Here is a 14,650-nt window from a genome sequence, read left to right on the forward strand (position 1 = left end):
CGACGCCTTGAAACAAGCCCTCGATACCCGCACCTTGTGGGCGCAAGCATTCGGTCAGCGCGGCGAAAAGGGGAGCCCCATGTACAAGGTTTATGGCGATTACAAGTCGGGCAATTGCTACAAGGTCAAATTGATGCTCACTCTGTTGGGCATCCCGTATGAATGGATCGATATTGATATTCTCAAGGGCGATACCCAGACCCCTGAGTTCCTGGCCAAGAACCCCAATGGCAAGGTCCCGGTATTGGAGCTCGAAGACGGCACCTGCCTGTGGGAGTCCAACGCGATCCTCAACTTCCTCGCCGATGGCAGCGAATTCTTGCCCACCGAACCGCGCCTGCGTACCCAGGTATTGCAGTGGCAGTTTTTCGAGCAGTACAGCCATGAGCCTTACATTGCGGTGGCGCGGTTTATTCAGTTTTACCTGAACATGCCCGAGGATCGGCTGGAAGAATATAAAACCACCCATAAGGGCGGTTACAAGGCCTTGAAGGTGATGGAGCGTCAGCTTCAAGCCACGCCTTATTTAGTGGGCGAGCAGTTTTCAATTGCCGATATCGCATTGTATGCCTACACCCATGTGGCCCATGAAGGCGGCTTTGACCTGGCGCCGTATCCGGCGGTGCAGGCATGGTTGCAGCGGGTGGCCAGTCATCCTCGGTATGTGCCGATGCTCGACTGATTCACTCGGTCCAATGTGGGAGCTGGCTTGCCTGCGATAGCGTCACCCTGGTGCTCCGGCTAAACCGAGGTGTCTGCATCGCAGGCAAGCCAGTTCCCACATTCAGCGCGGCGGCGCGTCAGGCAGTGCTTTGTTGAGCAGTTCAAAGCAGCGCTGCGCCGCCGGGCTCAAGCCCATGCCGCTACGGCTGATCAAGCCGATCTCCCGATTCACGCCGGGATGATCGATGTTGATCCGCTGCAAACCCTTCAGGCTATCCGCCGCCGACTCCGGCAGCACACTGATGCCTAACCCCTGGCGCACCAGGGCCAATACGGTCGACATGTAGTTGGCCTCCATGCCGGCGTTCAACGTTAGCCGTGTCTCATCGAACAGCGTATCCACTTGCTCACGCACACTGCTGTCGCGCCCGGTCAGGATGATCGGCTGGTCTGCCAGTTGCTCCAGGGTCAATTGGCGGTGATGGGCGAGCGCATGACCCGATGGCACAAACGCGCACAGCCGATCATTGAGCACCGGCACGAAGTCCAGGCCGTGGCTCAGGCGGGCGCGCACGCCGATGCCGAAATCCACTTCGCCGTTGCGAACCTTTGCATGAATGCGCTGGGCCACCAGGTCATGCAGGCGCACTTCGATGCCGGCGAAGCGTTCGCGAAACAGGCGCAAGGCCGGGGGCAGGGCGCCGGCGCAGACTGAGGGCAGGGCGGCAATGGTCACCACGCCGCGGCGCAAGGCGGCGAGGTCGCGGGAGCCGGTGACGATGTTGTCCAGGTCCAACAGCAGTTTTTCCATAGGCCCGCGCGCGTCCTGGCCTGCGGCGGTAATGCTCACGTGGCGCGGGCTGCGGTCGAGCAGGGCGACGCCGAGCCAGTCTTCCAGTTGTTGCACCTGCACGGTGAGGGCTGACGGCGACAGATGCAATTCGTTGGCCGCCTTGGTGAAGCTGCCTGTGCGGGCAACCGCAAGGAAGGCTTGAATGTGCTGGATGCTGTTTTTCATAAGCGCCGCTTCATTTTGTTTTTCCGAACGCTGATGGCTGAATATTGCAATTTACAAAGCCTAGCGCGATTCCAATACTCCAGGGAAAACAATAACCGGCCAACGAGGCCGCCCTGGAGTAACCCATGCTCGCAACCCTGGGTGTCATCACCATCCTGTGCCTGCTCGCTGCCGTCATGAGCAAGCGCCTCTCGCCGCTGGTGGCCTTGATCGCCTTGCCGATCATTGCCGCGCTGATCGGTGGATTCGGCCTGCAAACCAGCGCCTTCATCATTACCGGTATCAAGAACGTCGCCCCTGTGGTGGGCATGTTTGTGTTCGCGATCCTGTTTTTCGGGATCATGACCGATGCGGGCATGCTCGATCCTATTATTGATCGCATCCTGCGTACGGTCGGGACGCGTCCTACACGAATTGTGGTGGGTACTGCGACCCTGGCGTTGCTGGTGCACCTGGACGGCTCTGGCGCGGTGACCTTTCTGGTGACGGTGCCGGCGATGCTGCCGCTGTATACGCGCCTCGGCATTGATAAACGCATCCTCGCCTGCGTGTGTGCGATGGCCGCCGGCGTCAACTTCCTGCCCTGGACCGGCCCGGTGCTGCGTTCGTCGGCGGCGCTGCATGTGCCGGTGGCCGACCTGTTCCAGCCGCTGATCCCGGTGCAGATCGTCGGGCTGATCTTTGTCTTCGCCTGCGCCTGGTGGCTGGGCCATCGCGAAGAAAAGCGCCTGGGCCTGGGCGCCGGTTCCAGCGTGGAGGCGGTGCCGCAACGAGTGCTCAGCGATGACGACATCACGCTGCGTCGTCCACGGTTGTTCTGGGTCAACCTGATGCTGACCGTGCTGGTGATGGTGGTGATGATCGCCGGCTGGGTCGACCCGGTGGTAATGTTCATGCTCGGCACCGTGGTTGCGTTGTGCATCAACTATCCCAACGTGGACGCCCAGCGTGCGCGCATCGACGCCCATGCGAAAACCGCCCTGACCATGGCCAGTATCCTGCTCGCCGCCGGGGTATTTACCGGCATCATGCAAGGCACCGGCATGCTCAAGGCCATCGCCGAAGTGGCGGTGGCGCAGATTCCGGCGGGCCACGGCAAGTTGATCCCGGCCGTCGTGGGCTTTTTGTCCATGCCCCTGAGCATGTTGTTTGACCCCGATTCCTACTATTTCGGCGTGATGCCGGTGATCGCCGAAGTCGGCAAGGCCTTGGGCGTCGACCCGCTTCAGGTGGCCCAGGCTTCGCTGCTGGGCGTGCACACCACCGGCTTCCCGGTCAGCCCGCTGACGCCTGCGACCTTCCTGCTGGTGGGCCTGTGCAAGATCGAACTGGCCGATCACCAGCGCTTCACCATTCCTTTCCTGTTTGCCGCCTCGGTGTTGATGACCCTGACGGCGTTGCTCCTGGGAGTGATTTGAGATGAACACCTTGCGCATCGGCTCCGGCGCCGGCTACTCCGGCGACCGTATAGAACCTGCCGTGGAACTGGCCGAACACGGCGACCTGGATTACCTGGTCTTCGAATGCCTGGCCGAACGCACCATCGCCCTGGCGCAACAGGCGCGTATCAGCAACCCGCAGGGCGGTTATGACCCGCTGCTGGCTGAGCGCATGCGCCGTGTCTTGCCCTTTGTGGGGCAGCGGGCGGGGCGTCGACGCCTGCGGGTGATCACCAATATGGGCGCGGCCAACCCGCTGGCGGCGGCCAGGGAAGTACGGCGTATTGCGGGCGAGCTGGGCCTGGGCCTCAAGGTTTTGGCCGTGGTCGGCGATGACGTGCTGCACGCCTTGCCTGCCGAGCAGTTGCTGGATAACGGCAAGACCGTGGGGGCATTGGGTGAGCGGCTGATTTCCGCGAATGCCTACTTGGGTGTGGAGGGCATTATTGAAGCGTTGCGTGCCGACGCCGATGTGGTGATCACCGGGCGCGTGGCCGACCCTTCGCTATTCCTGGCGCCGCAGATGTTCGAGTTCGGCTGGGCCTTCGATGATTGGCCGCGACTGGGCCGAGGCACGTTGGTGGGGCATTTACTTGAGTGCGCGGGGCAGGTCAGTGGCGGTTACTTCGCCGATCCCGGCTTCAAGGATGTTGAGGATCTGGCACGCCTGGGCTTTCCCCTGGCCGAGGTCGACGCCGACGGCAATGCAGTGATCACCAAGGTGGCAGGCTCCGGTGGACGGGTCAGCCGCGCGACCTGCGCCGAACAACTGATTTATGAAGTTCACGACCCGGCAGCCTACTTGACCCCGGATGTGACGGCCGACTTTTCCCAGGTGGGGTTTGTCGAGGAGGGCGTGGACCGGGTGCGTGCCCAGGGAGCTAGTGGGCGTGCCCGGCCTGATCAACTGAAGGTCAGCGTCGGTTATCTGGACGGTTGGATCGGTGAGGGGCAGATGTCCTACGGCGGTCCAGGTGCTGTCGCACGGGCCGAGTTGGCGCGGGACGTGGTACTCAAGCGTCTCGCGTTGATCGGCGTAAAGATGCAGGACCTGCGCGCCGAGTTGATTGGCATGGATTCACTGCACGGCCCACGCAGCAGCGTCGAGCCTTGGGAAGTGCGCCTGCGGGTCGCCGCCCGGTGTGAGGAGCGTGGCGACGCGGTGCGGATCGGCAATGAAGTGGAGACCCTCTACACCAACGGCCCGGCCGGCGGCGGTGGGGCGAGCAAGGGCGTACGCCAGGTGGTGGCGGTCGCGTCGTTGCTGTTGCCCCGTGAAGCGGTCAAACCGAGGATTGAAGAATGAAACTGCATACGCTGGCCCATTCCCGCACCGGGGATAAGGGCGACACGTCAAACATCTCGATCATTGCCTACCGCGCGCAGGACTACCCGTTGCTGTGTGAACAGCTGACGGCGGAGCGCGTGGCAGCGTTCTTCGCGGATTTACTGGAACCCGGTGCTGAGCCGGTTCGGCGTTATGAATTGCCGAATGTGCAGGCGCTGAACTTCGTGTTGCCGGGCATCCTGCGTGGCGGCGTGACCCGCTCACTGGCGCTGGATGCCCACGGCAAGTGCCTGGGCTCGGCACTGCTGGATCTTGAACTGGCAATACAGACTTAAGAACACCGCAGAGCAAATGTGGGAGCTGGCTTGCCTGCGATTGCATCACCTCGGTACATCTGCTGCACCGCGGTGCCCGTATCGCAGGCAAGCCAGCTCCTACATTGACCGCAGCGGGCTTCAGATTGCGGCGAAGCGCTTGTCCAGGTACTCGATGATCACCTTGGAGTCATACATCCAGGTGGTCTGGCCGTTCTCTTCGATGCGCAGGCACGGCACTTTGATCTTGCCGCCTTGCTCCAGCAGGGTCTGGCGGTCCTGTTCGTTGTTCTTCGCGTCCTTCAAGGCCACCGGCACATTCAGGCGGTGCAGGGTGCGGCGGGTCTTCACGCAGAACGGGCAGGCGTGGAACTGATACAGGGTCAGGTCTTTGGCGGCAGCATTGACCTTGGCCTGTTGCTCGGCAGGGCGTTGTTTTTTGCGTGGGCGGGTAAGAAAGTCGCCCGCGATGATGACGTGGCCGAGGCCCACTCTAAGTGCTTTGACGAACATGGCTGAAACCTCTTGCCCATGACTGAGGGGGCGCAGCTTACCTGATTTCTACAGGCGAAAAAAAACCGGCGATGAACGCCGGTTTTTTCCTGCCTGGCCGGTTACTTGATCAGGCTGAGAAATTCGCTGCGGGTAGCCGCGTTCTCACGGAACTCGCCCAGCATCACCGAGGTGATCATCGACGAATTCTGTTTCTCGACACCGCGCATCATCATGCACATGTGCTTGGCCTCGATCACCACGGCCACGCCCAGGGCGCCTGTCACTTCCAACACGGCGTCGGCGATCTGGCGGCTGAGGTTTTCCTGGATCTGCAGGCGGCGCGCATACATATCGACAATGCGGGCGACCTTCGACAGGCCCAGCACTTTGCCGCTCGGGATATACGCCACATGGGCCTTGCCGATAAACGGCAACAGGTGGTGCTCGCACAACGAGTACAGCTCGATGTCCTTGACCAGCACCATTTCGCTATTGTCAGAGCTGAACAAGGCACCATTGGTGACTTCTTCGAGTGTCTGTTCATAACCGCGGCAGAGGTACTGCATTGCCTTGGCGGCACGCTTTGGCGTGTCGAGCAGGCCCTCGCGGGACACGTCCTCGCCGAGTTGGCCGAGAATCTCTGTGTAATTCTGTTCCAGGGACATGAAACTACCTGTGGGATTTTCGCAAAGCGCAAGGTTACGGTGGCGGACACATCGCTGCAAGCCTGACGAAGGCACTTGTTACTCGTCGCGCCCTTCCATCATGGTGCGCTTGAGCATCACATACACCGCGCCGGCACCGCCGTGGCGGGCCTGGCAGGAGGTAAAACCGAGCACCTGGGCATGCTGGCGCAGCCAGGTGTTGACGTGGCTCTTGATCATCGGCCGCTTGCCGTCCAGCCGCACAGCCTTGCCATGGGTGACGCGCACGCAGCGAATTTCGAATTTGGTCGCTTCAGCCAGGAAAGCCCAGAGGGTTTCCCGGGCTTTTTCCACGGTCATACCGTGCAGGTCGAGGCTGCCTTCGAACGGGATCTGGCCGGCCTTGAGCTTGCGCATCTGGCTTTCCTGCACGCCGTCGCGGGCCCACATCAGCTCATCTTCGGGGCCGACGTCGATCACGAACTGGTCCGACAGGCCATCCACGGTGGTGGCATCGGTGCGCACGGTCGCGGCCTGGCGCAGCTTGGCGATCTGCGCCCGGTCGGTCTTGGGTTTGCCGGTGTCGGCGCGGTCGTGCTTGATCGGCTTGACGCCGCGCAGCTCGTTTTTGAACAGGGAAAAATCGTCGTCTTGCATGTCAGCCTCCGCGAAGGGCGGGCAGTTTACCTAAATCGCGGCGGCTAGGGCGCAGGAAACGCTATCCAAGCGCCATCAGTCGTGCTTTTTCATCAGGTGAGAGGCGATATTCAACGACAACGGTTGGCGCATTTTCCGACGGCTGCGACGCCACAGCCACACACCCAACCACAGCACCAGCAAGCCGACACCCAGCAGGAGTGCCGAGCCACCCGGGCTGGCATTCAGTTCGCCGAGTGCCGGCGAATGCCCAAACAGGCCGGCGCCACCAGCGCCCGCCAACAACAAACCTACTATCGCCAGTAACGCGGCAATGCACGCTACCAGGCGCAGACGCCAATTGCTCGGGCCTTTGGGGCGCAAGCGACGAGCATCAAAACCATCGGATATCTTCATTCCGACCTTTCCTCCAGGGTATCGGCCCTTCGACCGGAAGATACACAGGTTGTTCCGGGGGGAGGGGTAAATGCGCCAAATGAAAGGGCTTTGCGGATGAGCGGAGCAATAAACACGCCGCTCACCGCCAGCAGGGTCAGATCAGATCTTTGGCCAGCGCCAGGGTGGCGAAGTTGTCGGCCATGATGGCCATTTCGGTTTGCTGCACGTGCTCGGCGCTCAGGATGCCACCCTTGTACGGCAGGTCGCGGGTGGCGCAGGCGTCTTCCACCAGGGTGCAGCGAAAGCCCAGGTTCTTGGCCGCGCGCACGGTGGTGCTGACGCTGGAGTGGCTCATGAAACCGCAGACGATCAGGTCCAGGGAGCCCAGGTCTTGCAGGTGTTTTTCCAGGCCGGTGCCATGGAAGGCGCTGGGCAGCAGTTTGCCGATGATGGTTTCGTCACCTTCAGGCTCAAGGCCCGGAATGAATTCGCCGCGCTCGCCCTGGGGGTCAAACAGGCCGCCCACCGTGCCCAGGTGGCGCACGTGCACAATCGGGCGCCCGGCACTGCGCGCTGCGGTCACCAGTTGCTTGATGTTCTGCACCGCCGCGTCCATGCCCGAGAGGGCGAGCGGGCCGCTGAGGTATTCTTTCTGGGCGTCGATGATCACCAGGGTCGCATGATTGAGGTTGGCTGCTGCGTAACCGCGACCGCTGAGTTGAAACATCGTCTTTGGAACGGACATTCTGGGGCTCCTGTGAGTGGGGCTTTTGCGACATTGTCCACTGGCTGAGCGCTTCTGTGAATCGCTACTATCGTAAGGTACGCCGTTGCTGGCGTGCAGCCATGTCAAGAGGCAGGCCTGTTTAACACAATGCGGGCAAATTGGATGAAATCCGACGTACGGTGCCAGGTGTTTCGTACATCGTCGGTACAGGTGAAGGCTGTTAGAATCGCCAGTCGTTTTTTCCAGGAGCTTGCCCCGTGATCACTTCCCGCCTGCGCACCTTGCGCGACCATATCCGTTGGGCTGTCAGCCGTTTCCATGGGGAAGACCTGTTTTTTGGCCATGGCACCGACAATGCCTGGGACGAAGCCCGGCAATTGGTGCTGGGCGCCTTGCACCTGCCGTGGGAAATCGCCGACAGCTATTTGGATTGCAACCTGGAAGAAGAGGAAATCTCCCACGTGCAGCGCTTGCTGCATCGCCGTATCCATGAGCGAGTGCCTACCGCGTACCTGTTGAACGAAGCCTGGTTTTGCGGCATGTCGTTTATCGTCGATGAGCGCGTATTGATCCCGCGTTCACCCATAGGCGAGCTGATTGAAGACCGCTTCGAACCCTGGCTGGCCCAGCCGCCGGCACGCATCCTCGACCTGTGCACCGGCTCCGGTTGCATCGGCATCGCCTGTGCCTATGAATTCCCCGAGGCCGAAGTGGTGCTGGGAGACTTGTCCTTCGAAGCCCTGGAAGTGGCGAACCAGAACATCGAGCGCCATGGCGTCGACGAGCGCGTCTACACCGTGCAGGGCGATGGTTTTGACGGTTTGCCCGGCCAGCGTTTCGACCTCATTGTGTCGAACCCGCCCTACGTGGATGCCGAAGATTTCGCCGACATGCCCGACGAATACCAACACGAACCGGAACTGGGCCTGGCCTGCGGTGACGACGGCCTGAACCTGGTACGCCGGATGCTGGCTGAAGCGGCGGACCACCTGACCGAGAAGGGCTTGCTGATTGTCGAAGTGGGCAACAGCCAGGTGCATGTCGAGGCGCTGTATCCGGAAGTGGACTTTGCCTGGCTGGACTTCAAGCGCGGTGGGCATGGGGTGTTTATGTTGACGGCTGAGCAGTGCCGCCAACACCAGGCCGTTTTCGCTGCCCGGATATAACTGCAGAAACTCGGTCAATGTGGGAGCTGGCTTGCCTGCGATAGCGGTGGGTCAGCTTGCACTTGTGCTACTGATACATCGCTATCGCAGGCAAGCCAGCTCCCACATTTTGATTGCATTTCAATCTATCAGCGGTGCGTGGCAATCCAGATCAACAACCCCGCCTGAAACACCGTAAACGCCACCAGGCAGGTGATGGTAAAGCGCAGCCCACTGTCCTCACGCTTGAACTTGGTGACTTTCTCCTCTTCCTTGCGCAGTTTCACTTCCTGCTCCGCCAGGTTCTGGTCGGCCTGTTGCAGCATCTGCGCGGCTTCGAGGATCTCCACAAACTGCACTTTCTCGGTATTCCAGCTGTCCAGCACGTCGCCGACCTTGCCTGGTTGCACATTGCCTTTGAGGTGCTGCACATCGGCGTAGGCCACATCGAAACCCTGGATACGCAGGAAGTGATCGCGGCGCAGGCGCGTGGCTTCGTTGAGGGCGTCCTTGTTGGCCAGGTCCACGCCGTCGACGCGGTAGTGTGACCACTTCTTCTTCGCCCAGGCGGCGCCTTGGGCCACCAGGAAGCGCCCGATACCGCGGTTGGCCGGCTCGATTTCCAGGCTGTTGCCGGGGCCGAAGTGCACGCGGTGTTTATCGTGATCGACCCAGATATCCAGATGATTCTGCTCGCGCCGTACTCGCTGGCCCGGTAACTGGATGACCATGCGCAACAGGCTGTGGTGTTTGTCATGACGCTCGGCATAGCCGAACTGCACAAAGCGCAATGGCCGTGCGCCGGTGGCGCGGTCGGTGGCCAGTGGGGCCAGGCGCAGCATCTTGAAGTGTTCGGCGTGAACGTCGGCCCACGGCAGGGCTGCTGCCGCGGCAGCTTCGGTTGCGGCCGGGGTCTCGGCGGTAGATTCGGGTGTTGTTTCGGTGGTTGTCATGCGGCGCGATCCTGTCCAAGCCCTGCGAGCCGACAGTCTTTTTACTGTCGACTCTGGACTTATCGGCCGTTTTTTCCAGGACTGGAGGCCAATTGCCGCTTAACGGGGTTGAAGTCCTTCGATAAAGCTGACGATACGTTGGCCCAACTCCGCAGCCAGCGGTAGTTTCGGGTCGTTGTAGGAGGCCAGTTGCTGCTTCACGTTATTGGGCACGATGCGCATCACGTGGTTCATACCTTCGATTACCGTCAACTGCGCGTCGGGTTTGGCCTTCTTCAGTTGCTGGGCGTCGCCTACACCCACTTGGATATCGTTGGTGCCCTGGATAATCAGCGCCGGCATATCCAAGCGTGCAAAAGCGGCCGACGGATCGGCGCGGAACAGGCTGATCAGATACGGCTGCACGCTGGGCCGGAAAATACCCTCCAGCGGGCGCGGCACATCGGCGTCCACCTGGCCGGCCTTGAGGTGATCGAGGATTTCATTGCTGCGCAGCAACAGGGCAGGGGGCAAGTGATCGGCCAGTTGCTGACGGATAACTTGGTCCACCGGGCGGGCGCTGCCTGACAAGGAAATGACTCCGGCCGGTTCAAGTTGCGGCGCGGCGAGGGCGGCGACCAGCGCGCCCTCACTGTGGCCCAGCACAATCAGCGGGCCCATGCGCTTGTCGGCCTTGAGCAACTTGCCCCAGGCCACGGCGTCGGCCACATACGCCTCCAGGGTCAGGTTGCGCTCATCCGGCGTGGCCGCCAGGCTTGCAGCCACGCCGCGCTTGTCGTAGCGCACGCTGGCGATGTTATGCCGGGCCAGTACCCAGGCCAGGCGCTTGAGGCTGTCGTTGCGCGCGCCGTCGGCGCTGTTGCCGTTGCGGTCGGTGGGGCCGGAGCCGGCGATGATCAGCACCACCGGCACCGGTTTATCCGATTGCGGCAACAGCAGCGAGCCAAAGAGTTGGCCGCTGCCGGTGTCCAGGCTGATCGGGCGTTGCAAGACGACAGGGGAGGCGGCCTGGGCCACGGCGGTGAACAGGGTGAGGGTGAACAGCAGAACTCGCAGCATCATAGCGCCATCATTGGAGAGGTGCCGGTTGGACCAACGTCTACCGGTAAGGTTTCGAGGATGAACTAGTCGGTTAGCCTGCGTATACTGGCCGCCTTAAGTTATTACGGTTGACTTGATTCAACTGATTTCACGGAGCGCCCTGCATGTCCGGCAATACCTTCGGCAAGCTGTTCACTGTCACCACCGCGGGCGAAAGCCATGGGCCGGCGTTGGTCGCCATTGTCGACGGCTGCCCACCAGGCCTCGAGCTGAGCCTGGACGACCTGCAGCGCGACCTTGACCGCCGCAAGCCCGGCACCAGCCGCCATACCACTCAGCGCCAGGAACCGGACGAAGTCGAAATCCTCTCCGGAGTGTTCGAAGGCCGCACCACGGGCTGTGCCATTGGCCTGTTGATTCGCAACACCGACCAGAAGTCCAAGGACTACTCGGCGATCAAGGACCTGTTCCGCCCGGCCCATGCCGACTACACCTACCATCACAAATACGGCGAACGCGACTATCGTGGCGGTGGCCGCAGCTCGGCGCGTGAAACCGCCATGCGCGTGGCCGCCGGCGCCATCGCCAAGAAATACCTGGCCACCCAGGGCATCGTCATCCGTGGCTACATGAGCCAATTGGGCCCGATTGAAATCCCGTTCAAGACCTGGGACAGCGTCGAAGACAACGCCTTCTTCTGCCCCGACCCGGACAAGGTGCCGGAGCTGGAAGCCTACATGGACCAGTTGCGCCGCGACCAGGACTCGGTCGGCGCGAAGATCACCGTCGTGGCCGAAGGGGTGAAGCCGGGCCTGGGCGAGCCGATCTTTGATCGCCTCGACGCCGAACTGGCCCATGCGCTGATGAGCATCAACGCGGTGAAAGGCGTGGAAATCGGCGCTGGTTTCGCCTGCGTCTCCCAGCGCGGTACCGAGCATCGCGATGAGATGACCCCTGAAGGTTTCCTCAGCAACAACGCGGGCGGCATCCTTGGCGGTATTTCTTCCGGCCAGCCGATCGTGGCGCACCTGGCGCTCAAGGCCACGTCGAGCATCACCACACCAGGCCGTTCGATCGATGTGCACGGCAACCCGGTGGACGTGATCACCAAGGGCCGCCACGACCCGTGCGTCGGCATCCGCGCCACACCGATTGCCGAAGCCATGATGGCCATCGTGCTGATGGACCACCTCTTGCGTAACCGTGGGCAAAATGCCGATGTGCGCGTGAGTACCCCGATACTGGGCCAGCTGTGATCGCCTGGGGCAATGAGCGCGCTTGCTGTGGCGAGCGAGCTTGCTCGCGCTGGGCTGCGAAGCAGCCCCAATAGCATGCCCCAACCACTGCCATACTGGCGCCTCTCCAGCTTCTACCTCTTTTACTTCGCCCTGCTGGGGGCGACAGCGCCGTTCCTGGCGCTTTACTTCGATCACCTGGGTTTTTCCAGCGCACGCATCGGTGAACTGGTGGCCATCCCCATGCTGATGCGCTGCGTGGCCCCCAACCTGTGGGGCTGGATCGGCGATTACACCGGCCGGCGCCTGGCCATCGTGCGGTTCGGCGCGGTGTGCACCCTGGCCAGCTTCTGCCTGATTTTCGTCAGCAAGACCTACGCCTGGCTGGCGCTGGTGATGGCCCTGCACGCGTTCTTCTGGCACGCAGTGCTGCCGCAGTTCGAAGTCATCACCCTGGCCCACCTGCACACGCAAACCTCACGCTACAGCCAGATCCGTCTGTGGGGCTCCATTGGTTTTATCCTCACCGTGGTGGTCATGGGGCGGCTGTTCGATTGGCTGAGCCTGGATATTTACCCGGTGGCGGTCGTGGTGATCATGGCCGGCATCATCGGCGCCAGCCTTTGGGTACCGAACGCGCAGCCTGTCAGCCACGGCAACCGCTTGGCCGGTGAGGGTTTCCTCAAGCAATTGCGCAGCCCTGGCGTGCTGGCGTTTTATGCCTGCGTGGCGCTGATGCAAATGAGCCATGGCCCGTATTACACCTTCCTCACCTTGCACCTGGAGCACTTGGGCTACAGCCGTGGCGTGATTGGCCTGCTGTGGGCGCTGGGGGTGGTGGCGGAAGTGCTGATGTTCCTGGCCATGAGCCGTATCCTTGCGCGCTTTTCGGTGCGCCGGGTGCTGCTCGCCAGTTTCCTGCTGGCCGCGCTGCGCTGGTGGCTGCTGGGTTCATTTGCCGAGGTTTTCTGGCTGCTGCTGGTGGCGCAACTGATGCACGCCGCCACGTTTGGCAGCTTCCATGCAGCGGCGATTGCCTTTGTGCAACGCAGCTTCGGCGACCGCCAGCAAGGCCAGGGCCAGGCCCTTTATGCCGCGCTGGCCGGCACCGGCGGCGCGCTCGGCGCCCTGTATTCCGGCTACAGCTGGAACCTGCTGGGGCCAACCTTCACGTTCAGTATCGCCAGCCTCGCGGCCCTGGCCGCCGCCATTATCATTGGCCTTCGATTGCAAGAGCCGAACCAAGGAACCGTGCAATGAGCTATGTAGCCGTCTACTCCATCGCCACCCCGGACACCCCAAACAAAGTGTTGACCCATGCCGAGGATATCCAGTCGACCCTGGCCGAGCACGGTGTGCGGTTCGAACGCTGGCAGCCCGGCCCAATCGAAAAGGGCGCCACGGATGCTGAAATGATTGCCGCCTACCAGGCTCAGATCAAAGCCCTCGGCTACGCCGCTGTGGAAGTGGTGCGCGTGACCCAAGACCATCCACAGAAGGACGAGTTACGCGCACAGTTCCTGGATGAACGTACCTACAGTGAAGACGAGGTGCGTTTCTTCATCGCAGGCCAGGCGCTGTTTACGCTGCACATAGGCGACTATGTGTACAGCTTGCGCTGTGAGAAGAATGACTTGCTGATCATCCCTGCCGGTGTACCGCACTGGTTCGACATGGGCGAAAACCCGCACTGTGTGACACTGCGTTTGTTCAACACAGCCCAGGGCGCTGTGCCCTCGTTGACCTGTGATGCGATTGCCACACGCTTTCCAGGACTCGATGACTAAGCACAAATAACTGAATGTTCAACCCTGGCAAGTTGGAAGTTGCTGTGGGAAGAAGCTTAATTATTTGTAGGGCAAAGCTGTTTGTTCTGCACTGTGCGCTTTGATTCCACTCGTTATGTAACTCTCTGTTCAGCGCCAATGTTTATGCCATCTGTCAATAGGAGGAATCCGAAAGGTGGCAGCGCATCAGCAGACATAAAGGAGAGAACAATGAGTGGCCCCGAGGAGACGTATCGCCCGTTAGTTATTGTACCGACGGCTATCAGAAAACGCCTGAGCTTGTGCGGCAAGCCCCTGACTGCCACGGAGCTGGAAATCCTGCGATGGGCCTCCGAGGGCAAGACGGTCTGGGAAATCAGCCAGATTCGCGCCACCTCTGAAGCCACGGTGAAATTTCATCTGCGCAACATCTACGGCAAGTTGGATGTCACCAACCGCGTACAGGCAAAGAATGAGGCCGCCCGCCAGGGCTTATGTTAACGGCATGAAAAAGGGCCGCGACGCTGAGTAGCGTCGCGGCCCTTTTTCAGATTTCCAGCTTAGGCCGAGTGATAGGTCGGCAGTGCAAAGCGGTTCTGGCTTTGCAGCATCGAAATCTGCGGCAGTTCGCTGGCTTGTTCAGCCAAGTCACGACGAATGGCGCTGATGACCCAGGTCAGTTGGTCGGCAGTGTGCAGCTGCTGATAAGAGATCGAGCGCTTGACCTGCTTACCTTCGCTGTTGCGCAGGGTCAACAGGATGCCGCCGTCCGGACGTGGCTGGGTGGTGACGTCGTAGTTGGAGAATACCGAAGCGAATTTATCTTGGATCAGGCTCATGTCTATCAGCTCCATTGGCTCAAGTTGGCAAGCATGGAGTGATAGGTG

At 61.2% G+C, this 14,650-nt stretch carries 18 protein-coding genes; 9 read left to right on the forward strand and 9 right to left on the reverse strand.

Annotation, left to right across the window (positions count from 1 at the left end; genetic code table 11):
• Positions 1–79: 79 nt before the first annotated feature.
• On the forward strand, positions 80–682 hold the full coding sequence (locus TX24_RS04930) for a glutathione S-transferase family protein (protein WP_003192808.1): 603 nt from the start codon (positions 80–82) through the stop codon (positions 680–682).
• A gap of 102 nt (positions 683–784) precedes the next feature.
• Here the strand turns inward: TX24_RS04930 and TX24_RS04935 are convergent, their stop codons facing one another.
• A complete protein-coding gene (locus tag TX24_RS04935; RefSeq protein ID WP_057709805.1) occupies positions 785–1,681 on the reverse strand; it encodes a LysR family transcriptional regulator in 897 nt (298 codons plus the stop codon).
• Between the two features lie 125 nt (positions 1,682–1,806).
• Here TX24_RS04935 and TX24_RS04940 point away from each other — a divergent pair, with 125 nt between their 5' ends.
• From TX24_RS04940 to TX24_RS04950, 3 genes are read left to right on the forward strand one after another with little or no spacing between them, the layout of a single operon-like run.
• Entirely contained in the window at positions 1,807–3,099 is a 1,293-nt protein-coding gene (locus TX24_RS04940; protein WP_003192804.1) for a CitMHS family transporter, read from the forward strand.
• 1 nt (position 3,100) lies between these two features.
• On the forward strand, positions 3,101–4,426 hold the full coding sequence (locus tag TX24_RS04945; RefSeq protein ID WP_057709806.1) for an acyclic terpene utilization AtuA family protein: 1,326 nt from the start codon (positions 3,101–3,103) through the stop codon (positions 4,424–4,426).
• Positions 4,423–4,743, forward strand: coding sequence for an AtuA-related protein (locus TX24_RS04950; protein ID WP_003192800.1), 321 nt, complete (start codon positions 4,423–4,425; stop codon positions 4,741–4,743). Before TX24_RS04945 ends, TX24_RS04950 begins: the two co-directional genes overlap by 4 nt.
• A gap of 120 nt (positions 4,744–4,863) precedes the next feature.
• Here TX24_RS04950 and TX24_RS04955 read toward each other — a convergent pair whose 3' ends face one another.
• The 5 genes from TX24_RS04955 to TX24_RS04975 all read right to left on the reverse strand — a co-directional run bounded on the left by TX24_RS04955 (position 4,864) and on the right by TX24_RS04975 (position 7,641).
• On the reverse strand, positions 4,864–5,235 hold the full coding sequence (locus TX24_RS04955) for a glutathione S-transferase N-terminal domain-containing protein (protein ID WP_003192799.1): 372 nt from the start codon (positions 5,233–5,235) through the stop codon (positions 4,864–4,866).
• Between the two features lie 101 nt (positions 5,236–5,336).
• Positions 5,337–5,882 carry a GTP cyclohydrolase I FolE gene (gene folE, locus TX24_RS04960; protein WP_003192797.1) on the reverse strand — a complete coding sequence of 182 codons (546 nt, stop codon included), beginning with the start codon at positions 5,880–5,882 and terminating at the stop codon, positions 5,337–5,339.
• A gap of 78 nt (positions 5,883–5,960) precedes the next feature.
• Positions 5,961–6,518 (reverse strand): Smr/MutS family protein, encoded by a 558-nt coding sequence (locus tag TX24_RS04965; RefSeq protein WP_003192796.1) that lies wholly within the window; start codon positions 6,516–6,518, stop codon positions 5,961–5,963.
• Positions 6,519–6,593: 75 nt separating this feature from the next.
• A complete protein-coding gene (locus TX24_RS04970) occupies positions 6,594–6,914 on the reverse strand; it encodes a hypothetical protein (RefSeq protein WP_003192794.1) in 321 nt (106 codons plus the stop codon).
• Positions 6,915–7,050: 136 nt separating this feature from the next.
• Entirely contained in the window at positions 7,051–7,641 is a 591-nt protein-coding gene (locus TX24_RS04975) for a cysteine hydrolase family protein (protein WP_003192792.1), read from the reverse strand.
• Between the two features lie 239 nt (positions 7,642–7,880).
• Here TX24_RS04975 and prmB point away from each other — a divergent pair, with 239 nt between their 5' ends.
• Positions 7,881–8,789 (forward strand): 50S ribosomal protein L3 N(5)-glutamine methyltransferase, encoded by a 909-nt coding sequence (prmB, locus tag TX24_RS04980; protein ID WP_057709807.1) that lies wholly within the window; start codon positions 7,881–7,883, stop codon positions 8,787–8,789.
• 128 nt (positions 8,790–8,917) lie between these two features.
• Here the strand turns inward: prmB and TX24_RS04985 are convergent, their stop codons facing one another.
• Positions 8,918–9,721, reverse strand: a complete 804-nt coding sequence (locus tag TX24_RS04985) for a hypothetical protein (RefSeq protein ID WP_003192788.1) — start codon at positions 9,719–9,721, stop codon at positions 8,918–8,920.
• Between the two features lie 99 nt (positions 9,722–9,820).
• On the reverse strand, positions 9,821–10,783 hold the full coding sequence (locus TX24_RS04990; protein WP_003192787.1) for an alpha/beta hydrolase: 963 nt from the start codon (positions 10,781–10,783) through the stop codon (positions 9,821–9,823).
• Positions 10,784–10,926: 143 nt separating this feature from the next.
• On the opposite strand from TX24_RS04990, the gene aroC reads away from it, so the two are divergent.
• The 4 genes from aroC to TX24_RS05010 all read left to right on the forward strand — a co-directional run bounded on the left by aroC (position 10,927) and on the right by TX24_RS05010 (position 14,264).
• Positions 10,927–12,018 (forward strand): chorismate synthase, encoded by a 1,092-nt coding sequence (aroC, locus tag TX24_RS04995; protein WP_003192786.1) that lies wholly within the window; start codon positions 10,927–10,929, stop codon positions 12,016–12,018.
• A 75-nt stretch (positions 12,019–12,093) separates the two neighbouring features.
• The gene (locus TX24_RS05000) at positions 12,094–13,257 is read left to right on the forward strand and encodes an MFS transporter (protein ID WP_003192784.1); all 1,164 of its coding nucleotides are present in this window, start codon (positions 12,094–12,096) and stop codon (positions 13,255–13,257) included.
• Positions 13,254–13,784, forward strand: coding sequence for a 1,2-dihydroxy-3-keto-5-methylthiopentene dioxygenase (locus TX24_RS05005; RefSeq protein WP_057709808.1), 531 nt, complete (start codon positions 13,254–13,256; stop codon positions 13,782–13,784). Before TX24_RS05000 ends, TX24_RS05005 begins: the two co-directional genes overlap by 4 nt.
• Positions 13,785–13,994: 210 nt before the next feature.
• The gene (locus TX24_RS05010) at positions 13,995–14,264 is read left to right on the forward strand and encodes a response regulator transcription factor (RefSeq protein WP_003192780.1); all 270 of its coding nucleotides are present in this window, start codon (positions 13,995–13,997) and stop codon (positions 14,262–14,264) included.
• Positions 14,265–14,323: 59 nt separating this feature from the next.
• Here TX24_RS05010 and TX24_RS05015 read toward each other — a convergent pair whose 3' ends face one another.
• Positions 14,324–14,602: a DUF3509 domain-containing protein gene (locus TX24_RS05015; protein WP_003172952.1), complete on the reverse strand. Its 279-nt coding sequence runs from the start codon at positions 14,600–14,602 to the stop codon at positions 14,324–14,326.
• Between the last annotated feature and the right edge of the window lie 48 nt (positions 14,603–14,650).

This window comes from Pseudomonas lactis, assembly GCF_001439845.1.
Lineage (GTDB): Bacteria > Pseudomonadota > Gammaproteobacteria > Pseudomonadales > Pseudomonadaceae > Aquipseudomonas > Aquipseudomonas lactis.

Bases quoted from the DNA above. Each gene is read 5' to 3' on its own strand.
- TX24_RS04935 (WP_057709805.1), bottom strand. From the start codon at position 1,681: ATGAAAAACAGCATCCAGCACATTCAAGCCTTCCTTGCGGTTGCCCGC.
- TX24_RS04930 (WP_003192808.1), top strand. From the start codon at position 80: ATGTACAAGGTTTATGGCGATTACAAGTCGGGCAATTGCTACAAGGTC.
- TX24_RS04955 (WP_003192799.1), bottom strand. From the start codon at position 5,235: ATGTTCGTCAAAGCACTTAGAGTGGGCCTCGGCCACGTCATCATCGCG.
- TX24_RS04950 (WP_003192800.1), top strand. From the start codon at position 4,423: ATGAAACTGCATACGCTGGCCCATTCCCGCACCGGGGATAAGGGCGAC.
- TX24_RS05010 (WP_003192780.1), top strand. From the start codon at position 13,995: ATGAGTGGCCCCGAGGAGACGTATCGCCCGTTAGTTATTGTACCGACG.
- TX24_RS04985 (WP_003192788.1), bottom strand. From the start codon at position 9,721: ATGACAACCACCGAAACAACACCCGAATCTACCGCCGAGACCCCGGCC.
- TX24_RS04970 (WP_003192794.1), bottom strand. From the start codon at position 6,914: ATGAAGATATCCGATGGTTTTGATGCTCGTCGCTTGCGCCCCAAAGGC.
- TX24_RS05015 (WP_003172952.1), bottom strand. From the start codon at position 14,602: ATGAGCCTGATCCAAGATAAATTCGCTTCGGTATTCTCCAACTACGAC.
- folE (WP_003192797.1), bottom strand. From the start codon at position 5,882: ATGTCCCTGGAACAGAATTACACAGAGATTCTCGGCCAACTCGGCGAG.
- TX24_RS04940 (WP_003192804.1), top strand. From the start codon at position 1,807: ATGCTCGCAACCCTGGGTGTCATCACCATCCTGTGCCTGCTCGCTGCC.
- TX24_RS04990 (WP_003192787.1), bottom strand. From the start codon at position 10,783: ATGATGCTGCGAGTTCTGCTGTTCACCCTCACCCTGTTCACCGCCGTG.
- aroC (WP_003192786.1), top strand. From the start codon at position 10,927: ATGTCCGGCAATACCTTCGGCAAGCTGTTCACTGTCACCACCGCGGGC.
- TX24_RS04965 (WP_003192796.1), bottom strand. From the start codon at position 6,518: ATGCAAGACGACGATTTTTCCCTGTTCAAAAACGAGCTGCGCGGCGTC.
- TX24_RS04945 (WP_057709806.1), top strand. From the start codon at position 3,101: ATGAACACCTTGCGCATCGGCTCCGGCGCCGGCTACTCCGGCGACCGT.
- TX24_RS05000 (WP_003192784.1), top strand. From the start codon at position 12,094: ATGCCCCAACCACTGCCATACTGGCGCCTCTCCAGCTTCTACCTCTTT.
- TX24_RS04975 (WP_003192792.1), bottom strand. From the start codon at position 7,641: ATGTCCGTTCCAAAGACGATGTTTCAACTCAGCGGTCGCGGTTACGCA.
- TX24_RS05005 (WP_057709808.1), top strand. From the start codon at position 13,254: ATGAGCTATGTAGCCGTCTACTCCATCGCCACCCCGGACACCCCAAAC.